Source organism: Tenacibaculum aiptasiae (genome assembly GCF_965221665.1).
GTDB lineage: Bacteria > Bacteroidota > Bacteroidia > Flavobacteriales > Flavobacteriaceae > Polaribacter > Polaribacter aiptasiae.
This window is the reverse complement of the sequence record NZ_CBDCSN010000002.1, coordinates 2425008-2443886: the sequence shown is the minus strand read 5'-3', so window position 1 is coordinate 2443886 and position 18879 is coordinate 2425008. Positions and strand designations below refer to the sequence as shown.

General features: G+C 28.8%; 16 protein-coding genes. 9 read left to right on the top strand and 7 right to left on the bottom strand.

Going from position 1 to position 18879, the window contains the following annotated elements:
• Positions 1-22: 22 nt before the first annotated feature.
• Positions 23-1696: a vWA domain-containing protein gene (locus ACOQN8_RS11630; RefSeq protein ID WP_420552789.1), complete on the bottom strand. Its 1674-nt coding sequence runs from the start codon at positions 1694-1696 to the stop codon at positions 23-25.
• 406 nt (positions 1697-2102) lie between these two features.
• Here ACOQN8_RS11630 and ACOQN8_RS11625 point away from each other — a divergent pair, with 406 nt between their 5' ends.
• The 8 genes from ACOQN8_RS11625 (at position 2103) to ACOQN8_RS11590 (ending at position 8742) form a co-directional block, all read left to right on the top strand.
• Positions 2103-2867 (top strand): ParA family protein, encoded by a 765-nt coding sequence (locus ACOQN8_RS11625; RefSeq protein WP_150900772.1) that lies wholly within the window; start codon positions 2103-2105, stop codon positions 2865-2867.
• Positions 2868-2876: 9 nt separating this feature from the next.
• Positions 2877-3764, top strand: coding sequence for a ParB/RepB/Spo0J family partition protein (locus ACOQN8_RS11620; protein ID WP_235275673.1), 888 nt, complete (start codon positions 2877-2879; stop codon positions 3762-3764).
• The gene (locus ACOQN8_RS11615; RefSeq protein WP_235275674.1) at positions 3765-4343 is read left to right on the top strand and encodes a DUF5683 domain-containing protein; all 579 of its coding nucleotides are present in this window, start codon (positions 3765-3767) and stop codon (positions 4341-4343) included.
• Positions 4344-4345: 2 nt separating this feature from the next.
• Positions 4346-5047, top strand: a complete 702-nt coding sequence (dapB, locus tag ACOQN8_RS11610; protein WP_420552788.1) for a 4-hydroxy-tetrahydrodipicolinate reductase — start codon at positions 4346-4348, stop codon at positions 5045-5047.
• Positions 5048-5126: 79 nt separating this feature from the next.
• Complete coding sequence (gene lepB, locus ACOQN8_RS11605; RefSeq protein WP_420552787.1) at positions 5127-6722, top strand: signal peptidase I; 1596 nt, start codon at positions 5127-5129, stop codon at positions 6720-6722.
• On the top strand, positions 6722-7342 hold the full coding sequence (locus ACOQN8_RS11600) for a WbqC family protein (protein ID WP_420552786.1): 621 nt from the start codon (positions 6722-6724) through the stop codon (positions 7340-7342). Before lepB ends, ACOQN8_RS11600 begins: the two co-directional genes overlap by 1 nt.
• Before the next feature lie 21 nt (positions 7343-7363).
• A complete protein-coding gene (locus tag ACOQN8_RS11595; RefSeq protein ID WP_420552785.1) occupies positions 7364-7939 on the top strand; it encodes a Crp/Fnr family transcriptional regulator in 576 nt (191 codons plus the stop codon).
• A 233-nt stretch (positions 7940-8172) separates the two neighbouring features.
• Positions 8173-8742: a Crp/Fnr family transcriptional regulator gene (locus ACOQN8_RS11590; RefSeq protein ID WP_235275679.1), complete on the top strand. Its 570-nt coding sequence runs from the start codon at positions 8173-8175 to the stop codon at positions 8740-8742.
• Positions 8743-8873: 131 nt separating this feature from the next.
• On the opposite strand, the gene ACOQN8_RS11585 is transcribed toward ACOQN8_RS11590, so the two are convergent.
• Genes ACOQN8_RS11585 through ACOQN8_RS11565 form a run of 5 tightly spaced genes read right to left on the bottom strand, consistent with a single transcriptional unit; the run spans position 8874 to position 14449 of the window.
• The gene (locus ACOQN8_RS11585) at positions 8874-10379 is read right to left on the bottom strand and encodes a lipopolysaccharide biosynthesis protein (protein WP_420552784.1); all 1506 of its coding nucleotides are present in this window, start codon (positions 10377-10379) and stop codon (positions 8874-8876) included.
• A 1-nt stretch (position 10380) separates the two neighbouring features.
• Positions 10381-11466 carry a non-hydrolyzing UDP-N-acetylglucosamine 2-epimerase gene (wecB, locus tag ACOQN8_RS11580; protein WP_420552783.1) on the bottom strand — a complete coding sequence of 362 codons (1086 nt, stop codon included), beginning with the start codon at positions 11464-11466 and terminating at the stop codon, positions 10381-10383.
• Positions 11463-12749, bottom strand: coding sequence for a glycosyltransferase family 4 protein (locus ACOQN8_RS11575; RefSeq protein WP_420552782.1), 1287 nt, complete (start codon positions 12747-12749; stop codon positions 11463-11465). Before ACOQN8_RS11575 ends, wecB begins: the two co-directional genes overlap by 4 nt.
• Entirely contained in the window at positions 12750-13925 is a 1176-nt protein-coding gene (locus ACOQN8_RS11570; protein WP_420552781.1) for a glycosyltransferase family 4 protein, read from the bottom strand.
• A gap of 2 nt (positions 13926-13927) precedes the next feature.
• Positions 13928-14449 (bottom strand): class I SAM-dependent methyltransferase, encoded by a 522-nt coding sequence (locus ACOQN8_RS11565; protein ID WP_420552780.1) that lies wholly within the window; start codon positions 14447-14449, stop codon positions 13928-13930.
• Between the two features lie 320 nt (positions 14450-14769).
• Here ACOQN8_RS11565 and ACOQN8_RS11560 point away from each other — a divergent pair, with 320 nt between their 5' ends.
• The gene (locus tag ACOQN8_RS11560) at positions 14770-16467 is read left to right on the top strand and encodes a helix-turn-helix domain-containing protein (protein ID WP_420552779.1); all 1698 of its coding nucleotides are present in this window, start codon (positions 14770-14772) and stop codon (positions 16465-16467) included.
• A gap of 11 nt (positions 16468-16478) precedes the next feature.
• Here the strand turns inward: ACOQN8_RS11560 and ACOQN8_RS11555 are convergent, their stop codons facing one another.
• Positions 16479-18878 (bottom strand): YfhO family protein, encoded by a 2400-nt coding sequence (locus ACOQN8_RS11555; protein ID WP_420552778.1) that lies wholly within the window; start codon positions 18876-18878, stop codon positions 16479-16481.
• Position 18879: the final 1 nt, after the last annotated feature.

Here is an 18879-nt window from a genome sequence, read left to right as displayed (position 1 = left end):
AAGAAACTATATTTTCTTTTTTTCAGAACCCTTTACGCTTTACAGCTGTCAATTCTTTTATAATTGCTTCCAAACTATTTTTAATAGTTATTTTTTGATAATGTCCCATTCCTACTTCTGCTAATTTTTTCAATTGTTTTTCATTAGAAATTCTTTTACCAAACCCAAAAACAGAAAGTACTATATTTTCTTTAGCTCCTTGTTTTACTTGATCAAAACTTTTTTGAGTTAATGCAAAATCCCCATCCGTAGCTAATATAATCCTGTTATTACCATTAGTAATGAATTTTGAACGCCCTATTTCAAGGGCCAAATCTAAACCTTTTGCCGCGTTTGTTTTTCCGCTAGAACTCAGTTTTTCGAGTAAATCTATTGACTTTGAATCTGTAAAAGAAACATCTGTCATAATAGCCTTAGCATCATTAGAATAAATCACTACCGATAATCGATCATTTTTTCTTAAATGCAAAGAAAGTTGCTTTACAGAATTTTTAATCAATGGTAATTTTGTGTAATGATTCATGCTACGAGACACATCTAACAACAACACTGTATGGTTAAAAGCATATGATTCTATAAATAAATTTTCAATTGTTGGCGTTGGGTGATTTGGTTGAGGCTCCATATCATACCATCCAAAATCAATTACTTTATGTAGCAAAAATTGCGGGGCTACTTTCATATATTTCGTTTCAATGCTAGAATTAGCAAAGTTATTATAGTAAGCAATAGCACTATTTAAATCATAATATGGATAATTGTATAGTCTACTAACATCTCTTTTTTTAGATTTTTTATTAGACAAACAACTACTACAACTTATCCCTTTTATAAATTTTCTTAAAACACTTCCAAACATATCATAGTCATCATGTATTGAATGTACAGTTTCATAAGTATAAGGATGAATACCTTGTAAATTTCTATTTCTGTTGTTTTTTAATTGATCTAACAGTTTACTTAAACCAACGGTATCTATTAATTTAGTTGACGAGATCTCCTGTTTTCTAATTTTTTTCAAGTACAAACGAGCAGTATCTATAGCCATTTCCATTTTCTTGGCACTTAACACCCAAGAATTATTATTACTCGTAACAGGAAAGTATTTTCTATACACATTATGCACTAAGTTTTCAAATTCATAATTTAATTTACGTATCAACTCTTCAGCATTATCGAGCTTAGCTAAATTTAAATAAACACTATTAATTATTTTTTGATTATTAGATACAAGAGGCGCGTCTTTAGTTAAATCATATATTTTTTTATGAGCTACAGCAAAATTTTCAATATTATTTTTAATCGAATCAAACAACGATATTATTTTAGACCGGTCAGTTATTGGAATATTTTCTTGTAATAATCTCGCTTCTTTCAATAAAGATTCTTTTTTCTTCAAATCATAAGAAAACATTTTAGCAGGTTTATTAAACCTAGGAACTCTTAATTGATATTTTGAAGATTCTTGAATAGAAGACTTATAACTTTTGGTTACCTTCTTATTAAGACTTTGATTAAAAGTTAAATAGTTGAGTAACTTACGACCATATCCGTTTTTTTTAGCTATAAAATTCAGGTAATCTATATGCACATTAATTGTATTAGCTAATAAAGCCTGATTCGGTTTTTCTTCTTGTTGAGCGAAAGATGAAAAACAACATAGTAAGATAGTTAACAATAAGCTAATAATTCTCATAGAAGATAAAAAGAGTAGATGAATTCAATTTTTTGTTAAAACTACAAAAAACTATCTTTAACCTCACAAATTTCAACTCATTTAGCTTTACATTCCCTAATATTTCAGTAATTCAATAATTTAAACTCTAACGATGTCTTAACTGAAATGAGTTTACCAAGTAGAACAGGTATTTTAACTCCAATTTACAGCTCTGAAAAAGAAGAATTATTTATTATACTAATTACATCTATAAATCTGAACAGATAATATTCTCAAATCTAACATATTACAAAGCTATAAACTTGCATCTCCTGCTTTTTCTTTTTAACTCCATAAAATCAAACAGTTACATTTATTAACATCTTTCCCTTTCAAAAATGATAAATAATTGTAAATTTACCTCTTTCAAACTTTTCATATTATAATGGGTAGAATAATAGCAATTGCAAATCAAAAAGGTGGAGTGGGTAAAACTACTACTACTGTAAACTTAGCAGCATCATTAGGTGTTTTAGAAAATAAAGTATTGTTAATTGACGCCGATCCCCAGGCGAATGCTACTTCTGGTTTAGGCTTAGATGTTGAAAGTGTTGAATTGGGTACATATCAGGTTTTAGAACATGCTATTCCTGTAAAAGATACTATTTTAAAAACAGATTCTCCTAATGTTGATTTGATCCCTGCGCATATTGACTTAGTTGCTATTGAAATTGAATTAGTAGACAAACAAGAAAGAGAATACATGCTAAAAAAAGCATTAGAAGAAGTTAAAGATGATTATGATTACATCTTAATTGACTGTGCTCCTTCTTTAGGTTTAATCACATTAAATTCGCTAGTATCGGCAAATTCTGTAATTATACCTATTCAATGTGAATATTTTGCATTAGAAGGTTTAGGAAAATTATTAAACACTATTAAAAGTGTTCAAAAAATACACAATCCTGACTTAGATATTGAAGGTTTATTATTAACGATGTTTGATTCTCGTTTAAGACTTTCTAATCAAGTAGTTGAAGAGGTTAAAAAACACTTCAGTTCTATGGTATTTGAGACAATAGTGCATAGAAATATTCGTTTAAGTGAGGCACCTAGTTATGGTGAAAGTATAATTTCATACGATGCTACGAGTAAAGGTGCGGTAAATTACTTAAATTTGGCGAACGAAATTATAAACAAAAACGCATAATTATTGTAAATGGCAAAAGCAACAAAAAAACAGGCTTTAGGTAGAGGTTTATCAGCATTATTAAAAGAAACTGCAGAAGTAAATTCAGCAGAAGATAAAAACGCAGATAAACTAGTAGGTACAATTGTTGAATTAGATATTAAGTCTATAGATGTAAATCCGTATCAACCTAGAACTTATTTTGATGAAGAGGCCTTACAAGAATTAGCAAATTCGATTAAAGAACTTGGTGTAATACAACCTATTACAGTTCGTAAATTATCTAGTGATAAATTTCAATTAGTTTCTGGAGAACGTAGATTTAGAGCTTCTAAATTGATAGGAAACAAAACTGTTCCTGCATATATCCGTTTAGCTAACGATCAAGAAATGCTAGAAATGGCATTAGTTGAAAACATTCAACGTAAAAACCTTGACCCTATTGAAGTTGCACTTTCATACCAACGATTAATTGATGAAATTCAATTAACTCAAGAAGAGTTAAGTACTCGTGTTGGTAAAAAGCGTTCTACTGTTACAAACTATTTACGTTTATTAAAACTTGATCCTATTATCCAAACAGGAATGCGTGATGGTTTTATTTCTATGGGACATGGTAGAGCACTTATCAATGTTGATAGTAATTCTGATCAATTAAATATTTACGAAAAAATAGTTCGTGAAAAATTATCTGTTCGTCAAACAGAAGAGTTAGTTAAGAATTTAAAAGCTGGTAAAGTAGCTAAAGCTAGCAAAAAGAAAGCTTTACCTAGCTTTGTTGCTGACAGTGTGAAAGAAATTAGTGATTATTTTGGACATAAAATTGATGTTAGTGTAAATAATCGTGGAAAAGGAAAAATATCTATTCCTTTTCATTCTGAAGAAGATTTTAATAGAATCAAAAACCTTTTAAAGTAATTGAACATTCGACTTATCATATTCGTTTTTTTATGTGTTTCTTTTAGTCAAACTTCATTTGCGCAAAAAGATTCAACAGCTATTAGAGCTAAACAATTACAATTAGGTAGCGATAAATACAATCCTTTATCACCTTCAAAAGCAGCTTTTTATTCAGCTATTTTTCCCGGAGGTGGTCAAATTTATAATAAAAAATATTGGAAAGCCCCCATTGTTTGGGCTGCCATAGGAGCTAGTGTTTACTTTTACGTTGACAATAGTAATGAATACGATCGTTTTAGAACCGCTTTTAAGCTTCGTAGTCAAGGGCTTCCTGATGAGTTTGATGGCTTAAATGGGAACCCAAGTATTTCAACTACTGGTTTAGAAAATGCACAAAAAACATTACGTGAAAACCGAGATCTTTCACTTTTAACAGGTGTTTTACTATATGTTTTACAAATTGTAGAAGCTAGTGTTAATGCTCATTTATTGCAATTTGACACTGATGATAGCTTATCTATAAATCCTACAATTCAACCAGATCCTATGCTTATTGAAGCACCAAAAGTTGGTTTAACTTTAAAATATTCTTTTTAAAAATGAAAATAGCCTTACTTGGTTATGGTAGAATGGGTAAAGAAATTGAAAAAATTGCTTTACAAAGAGGTCATGAAATAGTAATCAAAACTTCTGGAAAAGAAGAATATAACATTACCGATGCTGATGTTGCTATTGATTTTAGTGTACCTTCTTCTGCATTTAATAATATAACAAACTGTATTAACAATAAAATACCTGTAGTTTCTGGAACTACTGGTTGGTTAGAACATTACAATTCTGTTATTGAGCTTTGTAATGAAAAAAAAGGTGCTTTTATTTACGCTTCAAATTTTAGCCTGGGCGTTAATGTATTCTTTGAATTAAACAAACAACTTTCTAAAATGATGAATACATTAAATCAATATAATGTTTCTATTGAGGAAATTCATCATACTAAAAAATTAGATGCACCGAGTGGAACTGCTATTACTCTTGCTGAAGGAATTATTGAAAATTCTGACAAAACAGCTTGGGAGTTAGATCAAAAAACATCGGAAAATAATATTCCTATTTCCGCTATTAGAACACCTGAAGTTCCTGGTACACATACAGTAACTTATAACTCAGAAATTGATACTATAGATATAAAACATACAGCTCATAACAGACAAGGTTTTGCCTTAGGTGCTGTAGTAGCTGCTGAATGGTTAATTTCTAAAACTGGAGTTTATACTATGAGAGATGTGTTAAACTTAGGTTAATTAGGTAACAAATAGAGAAAAAAGACACTAATACTATTGAATTTTATTCCTTTTTAAGGGAAACCAAAATATATACATTATGACATTTACTGAATGGTTTATATTCTTCTTAATACTTCAAGTAATTCATTTTTTAGGAACTTGGAAACTTTATGTTAGAGCTGGAAGACAAGCATGGGAAGCTGCTATTCCTGTTTACAATGCTATAATTTTAATGCAAATTATAAACAGACCTAAATGGTGGGTCATTTTGTTATTCTTTCCAATTGTAAACTTATTAATGTTCCCTATTATTTGGGTAGAAACTTGTAGAAGTTTTGGTTTTAATCAACGAAAAGATACTATTCTAGTTATCTTAACTTTAGGATTATATATTTACTATATAAATTATGCTACTGAAGCTAAATATATTGAAGATAGAAGTTTAGAACCGAGATCTGAATTAGGTGAATGGGTTAGCTCTATTTCTTTTGCCATAATTGCTGCTACTTTAGTGCATACATATTTTATGCAACCATATACAATCCCTACTTCTTCTTTAGAAAAAACATTATTAGTTGGAGATTATTTATTTGTAAGTAAGTTTCACTACGGAGCTCGTGTACCAAATACTGTTGTTGCTGCACCAATGGCTCATGACACTATACCTGGTTTAGGTATAAAATCTTATTTATCTAACGACAAAAATGAAGATAGCTTTTTAAATAAACTTTCATTACCGTACATGCGTTTACCTGGTTTCCAAAAAATTAAACGTAATGATATTGTCGTATTTAGCTGGCCTGCTGATACTTTGGCTTTAATGTGGGGAGATAGGTCTGGAAAGTCAACATACAAACCAATTGACAAAAGAACAAACTATGTAAAAAGAGCTACTGGTATACCAGGAGACACTTTAGAAGTTAGAGAAGGTTATGTTTACATTAATGGTAAAAAAACTGTATTACCAGACAGAGCTAAACCACAATGGTACTTTAAAGTTGATACAGACGGTAAAGATTTGCCTATGAGTGTTATAAATGAATATAACAAAAATGGAGAAGGTAAAATGTCTAATGATCGTGCTTTTTATTATTTCAATTTAACAGATGATGAGGCTAAAGCTTTAAGTAAAAACCCACTTGTAAAAAGTGCTACTAAATATTTAAAGCCTAAAGGGTTTTATGACAAATCTGTTTTCCCTCATAGCCCAAAATATGCTTGGTCTGGTGACAACTTCGGCCCTATTTACATTCCTAAAAAAGGAGCTACGGTTGAATTAAATGAAAATACAATTCCTTTTTACGAACAAATTATTAGAAGATACGAAAATAACGATTTAACGATATTTGGAAACAACATCTATATCAACGGTAAAAAAGTCAAAACATACACTTTTAAGCAAGATTATTACTGGATGATGGGAGATAACCGTCAAAACTCATTAGACGCTAGAAATTGGGGATATGTACCAATTGACCATGTTGTTGGTAAACCTGTTATGATATGGTTAAGTTGGGATCCTAATATTTCTATTCTTGACTTTGGTGCTAAAATAAAATCAATACGTTGGGATAGAATGTTTACAACTGTTGGTGGTAGTGGTAAACCAACTTCTTATTTATGGGTTGTAATTCTTTTAATTGCTGGATACACAGTTTATAGTTATAGAAAAGGTAAAAAGAACAAAGCTTAATGGCATTATTTATCCCTACATACTTTGCTCCTATTTCACAATATGCAGCAATATATCAATCAGACTCGATTTGTTTTGAAATACACGATAATTATCAAAAACAAACATATCGTAATCGTTGCTATATATATGGAGCTAATGGTAAACTTGCCTTAAATGTACCTGTAAAGCATAAAACAAAAGTTGGCAGAAAAAAAACTAAGGACACCTTAATTGAAAATGATTTCCCTTGGCAATCACAACATTTTAAATCCTTACAATCAGCCTATCGATCTTCACCATACTTTGAGTTTTTTGAAGATGATTTATCAAAAATTTTCACAAAAAAATACACTTTTTTACAAGATGTAAATATTGATTGTCATTTATTTATTGCTGATGCTTTACAAATAGAAACTTCTTTTGATAAAACTGAAAGTTATAGTTTAACACCAGAAACGATTGATTATAGAAATTTAGCTCTTGCTAAAAAAGGTTTGGAAATTGAACTAGATACTTATGTTCAAATGTTTGATGATAAATACGGATTTATACCCAATTTATCTATTCTTGACTTACTTTTTATGGAAGGCCCAAATGCTATTAGTTTTTTAGAAAAAATTAATGTAAATTTGGAGTAAACCACAACTTAACAGCAACTTATGTCTTTTTTCAGAAACTTTGTTTTTAATTTTTATGATAAAGTTTCAGAGAATTCTTTCGAAGAGTTTAATAGATTAATGTTTTCTAAAAGTTTTTCTAAAGACCATAAGCTTGTTGATTTAAATCAAACTCCTACAAACTTTTATATTTTAAAATCTGGTGTTGTCAGGTCTTTTTTAGTTGATGAAAAAGGCAAAGAATATACTAAAACTATATTTGTCCCAATAACTACAACAGGTAACTTAGGAGCTTTAATTACAAATACTCCTTCTAATTTAATTTATGAATGCTTAACCGATTGTGAAGTTTTAGAATGCAATTATCAATCCTTTTACAATTTATCATTAAAATATCATGATCTTTCTATTTTTCATTACAAAGTCTTAGAACACATATATATGAGAGAGGAAGCAAAAATACTTGAGCTATCAATACTAGACGCTTCTCAAAGATATGAAAAGCTTAAAAAGAGACTTCCGAATATTGATAATTTAATCAATCAATACCACATCGCTTCTTATTTAAATATTACTCCTGTTCAATTAAGTCGTATTAAAAAGAATAGTTATAAATAACTCTTTTCTTAACATATGTTAATGCGTAAATTTTAGATCTCTTTTATATTCGTAACGTAATTAACAAGTTACATATTTGAAAAAAAATTCCCCTAATTAATACTTTTTTTTCAATAGTCAGACTTATCCCCTTATATAAGTCTGATTTTTTGCGTCTATTTTTTTTTATCTCATAATTTTCATTAAATTTAGCTACTCTCAAAAGGGGTTAACTTGTTAATTTATATATATTTATGAGAAATGATATTGAGCAATTTCTTTATCAATTTACCGGTATACCTAGTAATATCATCTCTATTTTTGAAAATCTAGTTACATATTCCGAATTGGAACCTTTAGATTTTTTAGTAAAAACTAATGAATATCCTACTGATTTTTTCATTATTAAAACAGGAATAGTTAGATCTTATCTTGAAACAGAAACTGGAAAAGAAGCTACCAGAACTTTTTTTACTTCTGGTCAAACTACTGGTGGAGCCTCAGCAATGATGAGAGAAATCCCTTCTGAACTTAACTACCAAGCTTTAACAAAAGTAACTGGTTATAGAGGTAGTTTTCAAAAATTTAAAGAACTCACTTTGAAACACCATGAGATGAGTACTTTTTATGTAAAAATCTTAGAAGACGCCTATTTAAAAGCTGAAAATATTATTCTTGACATTTCTATGTATACTGCAAAAGAAAGGTATTTAAAACTGAGGAAAAGAATCTCAGGAATAGATAATTTGATTGCTCAAAAACACATCGCTTCATTTCTTAACATCTCCCCTGTTCAATTAAGTAGAATTAAAAAAACTTTATAGAACACCTCTTTTTTATAAACATATGTTAATCAAAAACATACAAAAACAACTGTATATTTGCCGCCGAAATATTCCCCTTATTTCTTTTTCCCTTATTAAAGACTTATTCCTCTTGTGAATACAGTCTTTTTTTATTTAATAAATCTAGCCACTAGGTTATTTATTTGACTAGATATTGATAATTTTATTACAATAAATACATAAACTACAATTATCAAAATACTCTTCAAGATAATATTAACTATTGGATCCAAAGGAAAATCGAAAGCTGAGAACTCAGGAACTGAGAAGTTCCAAAAATAAAAAGTAAAAAACATCGCTACAATTACCAAAAGGATTTGTAATGTTTTACCTGTATAAGGGAACATTTTTAACTTATTACTTACAAACCACAATTTAAAAATATTAAAAAATAAAATGGTTAATAAGGTAGCTAATGCTAAACCTTCAGTTCCCATTCCAATATAATTATAGAAGAATTTATTTAAATAAAATACCAAAAAAGCAGACCCTACTCCTATTGGCATTACAATTCTATAAAATTTAGAGTTGGTTATAATTGCACCATTGCTTCCCAAAGACATTAAAAATAACTTACCAATAGATATCAATAAAACCACTAATATTCCTCCTTCTCCATAATTCTTATTAGGCATAATTCTAAACAACTCAGCTACATTACAATTTACCAAAACAAAAAACAACCCTCCAATAACCAATAAATTTATTGAACTCTTCTTATACAAACTTTCAGTTTCCTTTACATTATTATCGTTTATAGATTTAGATGTAAGAGGTTGTAAAATTTGCCCCATTGCTCTACTTGGAGCTTCTATAAATGTTCCTATAAAAAGTGCAACACCATAATAAGCCGCTGTAGCAAAACCATCTTTTCCTGGGATCATTATTTTATCAATATCTAATACAATTGCACCTGCACTTCCTGCCAATACTATATAAAATGTATAACGTAATACTTCTTTAAAATTATAAGGCAACGAAAAGGTTATTTTAGGCTTATATAACCTAAATGCATACAACATCATTAAAAATGTTCTTAAAATGTATGCTATGGCCATATAATATAGAAATTCTTGCTTAGTTATGAGCTCAAAGTTTACAGCAAACAGCATAATCATTATAGCTACTCTATTATAAAGTTCCTTTAAAAGGTTTCCAAAAACTGATTGCATTTGGACTTTTGCCCATGAATAAAAAACTTCAAAATAAGCACAAGCTACAGCAATAATATATATGTATATCGTATAACTTTCTACAATTTGATTTCCTTCAACATTACTTTTTGAAATATAATCCATAATTTGATTATGAAAGAAATCCCAGAAAAAACCTACTGGTAATGCGACTAATAAAGGGAGAAATAAAACTGAACTTAAAAAACTATCTTTTTCTGTTTTTGTCTTATACCCTGAAAAAAACTTAATAATAGTGTAATGAACTCCTAAAGCTATTATTGGTAATAATAAATTAGATGCTGCAAACACATACATTGCTAGTCCATAATATTCATCTTTTAAAAATCTTGAATATAAAACTATTGTATTGATTCCTCCTATTAGAAAACCTAAATAGATTATAATTGTGTTTTTAAATGATTGTTTAAATACAATTCCCAATTTATTCTTGAATTAGTTTTTTTATTGACTGATATATCTTTTCTCCAACATTATCTCCATATAATTTTTCTTCAAAGCTCTTATTTGCTGTTAAGAAATTCTCATATGCTTCAATAATATTTGTATAATTTGTTCCTGCTAACTTAGCATAATTATTATTAACAAGCTCCACCCACTCAGTTTCTTCTCTTGCAACAATACAATGCTTCTTATTAAAAAAAGCTTCTTTTTGTAATCCTCCACTATCAGTAACAACTAAACTACAATTTTTTAATAGCTCTAGCATATCAAAATAACCTACTGGCTCTATGAAAGTAATAGCAGGTGTTAAACCATAAAACTCAAGTTTCTTTTTGGTTCTTGGGTGCAAAGGCAATACCACTTTTTTAGACTCATTTATTTTTTCTAAAGCTTGAAAAACCTCTGTTAGTTTTTCTTTATCATCGGTATTTTCTTGTCGGTGAATTGTAGCTAACACAAATTCATCTTTACTAAGTTTTAAATCGCTTATAATAGTCGATTTTTCATTTGAAAACTTACCATAAAACTCTACTGCATCTTTCATTATATCGCCATGTTGCTCTACAGTTATTGATAAGTTATCAAACCCTTCTTTCTTCAAATTTTCTACTGCTACTGCTGTTGGACAACTTAACAAGTTCGCAATTCTATCTGTAACAATTCTATTTACCTCTTCTGGCATTTGCATATTAAAAGAACGCAATCCTGCTTCAACATGCACTACTTTAATATGCATCTTTTTCGCAGCTAAAGCACCTGCTATAGTCGAGTTTGTATCACCATATACTACGACTGCTTCTGGTTTTTCTTCTTCTAAAATTTTTTCAATTCCTTCAAGCATTTGACCAGTCATTGCTCCATGACTTAATCCGTTTATATTTAAATTATATTTAGGCTTAGGAATTTGCATTTCATTAAAAAAAACGGCACTCATGTTTTCATCAAAATGTTGTCCTGTATGAACAATCACTTCTTCTACTTCATTATACTTCCCTATAACCCTGCTTAAAACTGCTCCTTTTACAAATTGAGGTCGAGCTCCTAATATAGTTACTATTTTTTTCAAGAACTTACTACTTGTTTTAGTATTACTGATAATTGCTTGGTTAATTCTTTTCTATGATATTTTTCGATATCTAAAGAAGATATTCTCAAATCATTTTGTTTGAACTTTTGATACAAACTTAAGACCACTTGCTTTATTTTTTCTTTTGATTCAAAATCAACAATAATTCCCGATTGAGTTTTATTTAAAATTTCAGCTAAATCTCCATCCTCTGGTCCAATTGCTAAGATAGGGCGTTTTGCTTGTAAATATTCGAAAATTTTTCCCGTAATAATACCTTTAGCACTAGGTACTTTATTTACTGCCAGCAATAACACCTGGGATTTCCTTTGATACTGCTGCACCTCTTGATGAGGGACATAACTTATTTTAGTTACATTTTGAAATTTAAAGCTTTTTAAACTGCTTTCAACTTCACTCGCAATTTTTCCTATTAGCTTTATTTCTAAATCGTTTTTAAAGTCTGAATGCTCTTCTGATAACTCAGATAATGCTTCCCATAATATTTTAGGGTTTCTATCTGCATTCATCAAACCTATATGAGTAATTGAAAAACTTTTATCTAATACTATTTCCTCTCCCTTTACTGCATCAAGTTCTGTATCATATCCATTAGTAACTACATGAATATTTTTTGAATATTCTTTATAGTTTTCTTTCATCGTTTTCCCTATTACTAAACTAGCATCGGCTTCTTTCAACACTTCCTTTTCTAATTCAAAATGCTTCTTTTTCGCTTTTTCAGTTAGCGGTAATTGATGAAAATAATCTATATCTGTCCATGGGTCACGAAAATCAGCTACCCATTTTATATTTAGATCTTTTTTTAATTGTAAGCCTATTAAATGTAAACTATGAGGTGGTCCTGTAGTAATTACCACATCAATGGAATTATTTTTTAAATAATTTTTTAAATACTTTACTGAAGGTTTTATCCAAAATTTTCTTGCATCTGGGATAAAATAATTAGCTCTGATATATTGCATTATCTTTCCAAAAAAAGTTGGATTAGGATTTAAAAAACCTGCACTTGTTTTTGTACTCTTTTTCTTGAAACGTGAAAGTACATCATTAGGCTCCCAAATACTTTTCTTTAACAATTCTATACTATCTGGAACATCTTTTTCTAAAGATGAATCTGTAATAGGATAATTAGCCTCATCTACAGTATAGATTACTGGTTCAATATTAAAGTTTCGTAAATATTTTACAAACTTCAACCAACGTTGAACACCAGAGCCTCCTGCTGGCACCCAATAATATGTTACAATTAATACTTTCAATTATAAACCAGCGTATAAATTTATTAACTCTTTGGATGTTTTATCCCAAGTAAATTCGTTTTGAACAAAACCTCTTCCATTCTTTCCTAATTGTTCTCTTAACAAAGAATTATTATATAGTTCTAAAACTTTATTTTCAAAATCTTCTACGTCTTTTTCTTTATGAACTAAACCTGTATTGTATTCTTCTACTAATTTTTTCTGAGCTGTGGCATTACTCACTATTAAAGGTTTACCTAAACTCATATATTGAAATAATTTATTAGCATAAGTTGTATCATGATGAATATTTCTGTGCAATGGTGATAAACAAACATCACTTTCTTGAATATACTTTACAAAAGTAGATTCATTTTGCCAACCTTGAAAATCAACATAGTCAGTTATTTTCAATTTATCCACTTCTAATTTTAATTCATTCGTTACTTTACCAACTATAACTAATTTTATATCTTTTATAGCCTTTGCTAATTTAGGCAAACTTCTAACAACGGTTTTCAAACCTCTTCTTTCTCCTGTATCTCCTATATACAATAATACAAAATTGTCTTTCTTTTTATTTTCAGAAACTTCAACTAGACTTTTTTCATAAAATGAAGATCTAACTGTATTCGGAACTACTGAAATAGTGCTTGAATCAATTTTTGTTCTTTCTACAATTTCTTCCTTAGCATCTTTTGTTACTACAATAACACGATTAGCTTTTTTTATAAAGGATTCTTCTTTTTCTTTCCATTTTTTGGGAGAAATAAGCACATTAGAAGGAAATTTTTTTAAATGAGGATAAAACTTCATTATTTCAGGTCTATTTTCATGCAAATCTAAAACAATTGGTAACCCTAGTTTTTTATTAGCCTTAAAAACAGCTTCTGCAATTACCATGTCATGAATATGAATGGCTTCAATTCTAGTTTCTTTTAAAAAATGATTTATTTTCTTTTCCATTAAAATAGAATATAATGGAATTGTGTAAGCTAATGCCGATAATTTATATTCTAACTTATTACTCTTATACCTTTTTACCGTAATTTGATTAACCTCTTCTTCTTTCTTTTGATTTGTATATGTTAGACAAAATAAAAAGACCTCGTGACCTTTATTTATTAACTCAATAGCCTCATTCTCCACCCTTGGGTCTGGGGGAAATATTTTATCTAAAATCATTCCTATCCTCACTGCTACTTCTTTTTTTCTGCGTAAACAGCATAATAACGAGGAGTGAATTTTCTTAAAATTGGTCGAAATCCTATTTTATTAATTGGACTTGTCCATTTCTTTCTATCCAAAATTTCCCAACCTGTTTTTTCTAATAACCAATCGTACTGCCAATCTTCAAATTCATGATAATGTCTATCCCACATATCCGTTTTACTTCTATAGGCATTAGTAAACCATAATTTCAAAGGTATAGTTGTTACTATTTTTTGAGCTTCAATTTCTCTAAGTACATTAAACGGTGCTAATAAATGCTCAAAAATCTCGAAAGCTGTTACAACATCTACTTTATATTCTTTTACTATCTCTGGTAATAAATCTAAGTCTTCGCCATTTGTGTTATAAACTGTATAACCATTCTTCTCCATTATTTCTGAAAAAGGATTACGAACTCCTAAGTCTAAAATAACTGCTGGAGCTGGAACATGCTTTTTTAAAAATTCTAAGGTGTGATTATATCTTTTCTCTGGTAATTTAGAGTACATAAATAATAATTTGAAACAAATGTATTATTATTTTATTTTTTACAATAGCAATCTCTTTGAATAATCAGTTTAAAACTCTAGAATTTATTATAAAATAAAAAAAGTGGAGGTCAATCTCCACTTTTTTACTTTTTCATAACAATGTTATGAACTCTTTCTTATTCATCTTCTGTGTATAGCAGTAAACAGAAGCGATACAAACATATTACTCTTTCTCGAATCATAAAAACATTGTACCCTTCCTTTTATAAAAAGCATTATATTTGGATTTGTTTTTATACGCTTTTCATAAAAAGCATTATTATATTTACATATTTAGAATGCATAAAAATTTTTACTTTGTTCTTTTCATTATTCTTTTTTTCAACAAAAAAGTCTACTCTCAAACGAGACAATTAGACTCTATTAATTTAAGCAAAGTAGACTTCTTTAAAAACTCTAATATTGATAGCTTATTTTTTTACTGTGATAAACTAGAAAACTCTAACAATATTTGTAAAAAATTAGAAGCTAAAACCGGAAGAGCTTATGGCTACTATATTCAAAAAAACTATGAAAAATCTGAGAAAATAATTAGAGGGGTTATCAACTTTGTAGATTCATTGAATCAGAGTTTAGAAAAACCTTGCCTTATAGATAGAAAAATATCCTCTTTAAATAGATTGTTTTGGATTAAAAAAAATCAGGAAAAATATGAAGATGCTTATGCTATTCTTATTGAAAAAGAAAACCAAATATCAAACCATCCTGTAAAGGATCAACTAAACTTTAGAAATCAATTAGGATTAAAGCTTAGCAAAGCAGTTATAAAAAACAAACTTGGCATGCATGATAAAGCCAAGGCTTTATTATTAAGTTCTATTGCTGAAATTCAAAATCCAATTGTAAAAGACTATTACAATGACGATTTTTTTATTCAATGGCAAGCTAATGTATACAATTGTCTTGGAAACACATACATAGCTTTAAACGGTAAAAACACCAATCCTAACAAAGTATTATTAGATTCTGCAACACATTATTACGATAAAGCCTATAATACATCTAAGCTATTAACTCCAATACATAAAGACTCTAAGCTATTTTATAATTTTAGAAAAACTGAAATTTTATTAGCCAAAAAAGAATACAAGAAAGCTATAGAATTAATCAATAATTATAAAAACATCAATAATGGTTGCGAATATAAACATCGCGAATATTTTCAAAAAGCCATTTGTTTTCATAACCTGAATGTTTCTGACTCAGCAATATATTATGCTTCTAAAATAATAAAAGATAAAAAGTATTGTAAAACAAGTAAGCTTATTACAATGTATGATATCTTATCTAATCAATACAATAAGATTCATAAAATTGATAGTGCATATAAATATTCTTCTTTAAACCTCAAACAATACGAGTTAGCTAGAAAAAACAAGGATAAAACCTTTAATTTATTTTACGATAATAATTTTAATAAAGCTCAGAAATTAAACTTAGAAATAAAAGAAAATGGAAAAAATAAAGAGCGTAAACTCATTATTTCTTTTTTCATATTACTTATTATACTTGCCTTTGTTCTTCTTTATGTTTACAAGAAAGAAAAAAACAAAAAAGAAAAATTAATTACAAAAATCAATAATCAACAACAACCTATTGAAGTAGAGAAAAAGGAATATAATATTGACGATGCCCTAGAAAATAAAATCCTTGATAAGATTAAAGATATTAATGAAAATTTTGAATTCCTAGATTCTAATTTTTCAATTTCAAGTATAACTAAAGACCTAGAAACTAATTCTACTTACGTTTCTTTTGTATTTAACAAACATTATAAGGAGTCTTTTAAACAATACTTTACTAGACGTAAAATAGATTATATCATTAACAAATTAAGGACCGATGGCCAATATAGAAAATACTCCATCCAAGGTTTAGCACAAGAAGTTGGATATACAAATGCCTCTGCTTTTTCAAGAGCTTTTAAAAAGCAAGTAGGTGTTACTCCTTCTGCCTTCTTAAAAACTCTTGATTAATTAAAATATAATTATTGTTTTCTTTTCTTAAAAGCCACCCAACCTACTGGAACTAATAGTAATAATGCGTATGAAAATAATGTAATTACATTTCCTGTTGCTATAACGGTAGGTTCGTATTTAAATACTATTTCGTGCTTCCCTTTTGGAATCTCCATTCCTCTTAACACATAATTTACTCTGTGATAAGGAACTTGTTTACCATCTAAATAGGCATTCCAACCATCCTTGTAATAAATTTCAGAAAACACAGCGAAACTGTTCCCTGTTGTATTTGTTTCATACACTAATTCCGTTACATCATTTTTAACTAACTTTATGGATGAAACAGAGTCTTTCTGAAACTTTAAAGAACTTAACTCCCCTTTTAAATTTTTTGAGTTCAATACAGCTTCTTCTTTCGTTTTTAAACTATCTAGAGCTTTTATTTCTCTATTGGCTGTATCAACAACTTTAAGTTTTTCAACAAACCAAGCATTTCCATTGGCATCTTTATTTTCTTGAAATTTGTCTTCACCAATAATAATATATTTAGCATTTAACATATTCAACACCTCCATATTATTCTTAGCTATTTGGTAATCAAACAACTCTTGATATCTCTTCATTTTTGCTGCATGGTACCCTCCTATTGAGTTATGAAAATAAGAAGTTCTTCCATCCTGCATTGGATTTACACTAAAGTTAGCTACTCTATAATAATCTTTATCTTTTAAAATTTCCTTGTCAGCTTGGTTTGGCGAAAATGGTTTTAATACTCTTCTTGCTGATGTAAAATCTTCTTTATTTACATAATTAATATCTACAGAAACCAAATCAAATACTATTAACCCACCAATAATTATTAAAACTGGAATTTGTTTTAATTTTCCTTTTAAATAAAACCATAATAAACCACCAGTTGCTAAAACTAACAAGAATGATCTTACACTATCATTAAACAACATATCCTTTCTATCAGAAATTAAAGCATCAATCAATTCTGGTAATTGTTGATATTGGTTATCTCTAAGCCCTTCAAAAGCAAACAAACTTGAACCAAATAAAGCAAATGCCCCAGTTATACCTCCTATCACATAAAAAGCTTTTTTAACAGCCGTTTCTTTTTCTTCTGAAGAAATTTTAGTTGAAAAGAAATCTCTTAAAGCTATAACACCTAATAATGGTACGCATAATTCTGCTATTACTTGAATAGATGAAACTGCTCTAAACTTATTGTACAAAGGCACATAATCGATAAAGAAATTTGTTATTACTGGGAAGTTTTTACCCCAACTTAATATAATAGAAAAAATAGTAGCAGAAACTAACCAATATTTCAATCTTCCCTTTACTAAAAATACTCCTAAAAAGAATAAGAAGAATAAAATTACTCCTATGTAAGCTGGTGCTTCTACAATAGGCTGTTTTCCCCAATAAGTAAGCACTTGACTTGAATAATCTTTTGCAACACTTTTACCAGCATTTTGCTCTAAAACTTGATAAAAATTAGAGTCCTCTCCTAATTTTTCAATAGTTCCACCTCCCATAAAGCGAGGTATTAATAGGTTAAATGTTTCTCCTATTCCATAACTATATTCAGTAATATAGGCTTTATCTAGTCCTGTAGTTTTTTCTTTAGGGCTTCCATCGGCATTTATAGTTAGTTCTGACTTCCCCCTAGTACTAAAGTCTCCATATTGTTTCATTGCCAATAATCTCGTAGAATTAACTCCTAAACCTATAAACATTGCAACAATCAATACTAATGCTTGTTTAGCAAAAACTGGTAATGTTTTTGTTTTAAATGCTTCAATAAATTCTACAATAGCTAATATTAACAAACAAAAAACAAGATAATAAGTCATTTGAGGATGATTTGCATACACTTCTAAAGCCATAGCTAAAGAAGTAATTACAAAACCTAGTAAATATCTTCTTTGGAAAACATATAATACTCCTGCGATTACTAATGGCATATACCCTATTGCATGAGCCTTTGCATTATGTCCTGCACCAAAAATAATAATTAGATATGTAGAAAAACCAAAGGACAAACTACCTAATATAGCTAGTTTCCAATCTACTTTCAATGCATTTAACAATAAGAAGAATCCTAAGAAATATAGAAACAAGTAATCAGCAGGTCTTGGTAAAAATCGAATAGCTTTATCAATATATCTTACAAAATCATTCGGATAATAAGCACTAACTTGATAAGCTGGCATTCCACTAAATGCATTTCCTAACCAATAAGGCTCTTCTCCTTTTTCTGCTCTATAATCAGAAACTTCTTTAGACATCCCTATAAACTGAGTAATATCACTCTGTTTAATTTGTTTACCACTTAAAACTGGATTAAAATATAACAATGATATAACAGCAAAAGCAGCTATTGCTATTGCAAATGGTAGTATTTTTTTAAAATTCATA

Excerpts from the sequence above, each read along its gene's own strand:
- ACOQN8_RS11630 (WP_420552789.1), bottom strand. The coding sequence starts at position 1,696 with ATGAGAATTATTAGCTTATTGTTAACTATCTTACTATGTTGTTTTTCA.
- ACOQN8_RS11625 (WP_150900772.1), top strand. The coding sequence starts at position 2,103 with ATGGGTAGAATAATAGCAATTGCAAATCAAAAAGGTGGAGTGGGTAAA.
- ACOQN8_RS11620 (WP_235275673.1), top strand. The coding sequence starts at position 2,877 with ATGGCAAAAGCAACAAAAAAACAGGCTTTAGGTAGAGGTTTATCAGCA.
- dapB (WP_420552788.1), top strand. The coding sequence starts at position 4,346 with ATGAAAATAGCCTTACTTGGTTATGGTAGAATGGGTAAAGAAATTGAA.
- lepB (WP_420552787.1), top strand. The coding sequence starts at position 5,127 with ATGACATTTACTGAATGGTTTATATTCTTCTTAATACTTCAAGTAATT.
- ACOQN8_RS11600 (WP_420552786.1), top strand. The coding sequence starts at position 6,722 with ATGGCATTATTTATCCCTACATACTTTGCTCCTATTTCACAATATGCA.
- ACOQN8_RS11595 (WP_420552785.1), top strand. The coding sequence starts at position 7,364 with ATGTCTTTTTTCAGAAACTTTGTTTTTAATTTTTATGATAAAGTTTCA.
- ACOQN8_RS11590 (WP_235275679.1), top strand. The coding sequence starts at position 8,173 with ATGAGAAATGATATTGAGCAATTTCTTTATCAATTTACCGGTATACCT.
- ACOQN8_RS11565 (WP_420552780.1), bottom strand. The coding sequence starts at position 14,449 with ATGTACTCTAAATTACCAGAGAAAAGATATAATCACACCTTAGAATTT.
- ACOQN8_RS11560 (WP_420552779.1), top strand. The coding sequence starts at position 14,770 with ATGCATAAAAATTTTTACTTTGTTCTTTTCATTATTCTTTTTTTCAAC.
- ACOQN8_RS11555 (WP_420552778.1), bottom strand. The coding sequence starts at position 18,878 with ATGAATTTTAAAAAAATACTACCATTTGCAATAGCAATAGCTGCTTTT.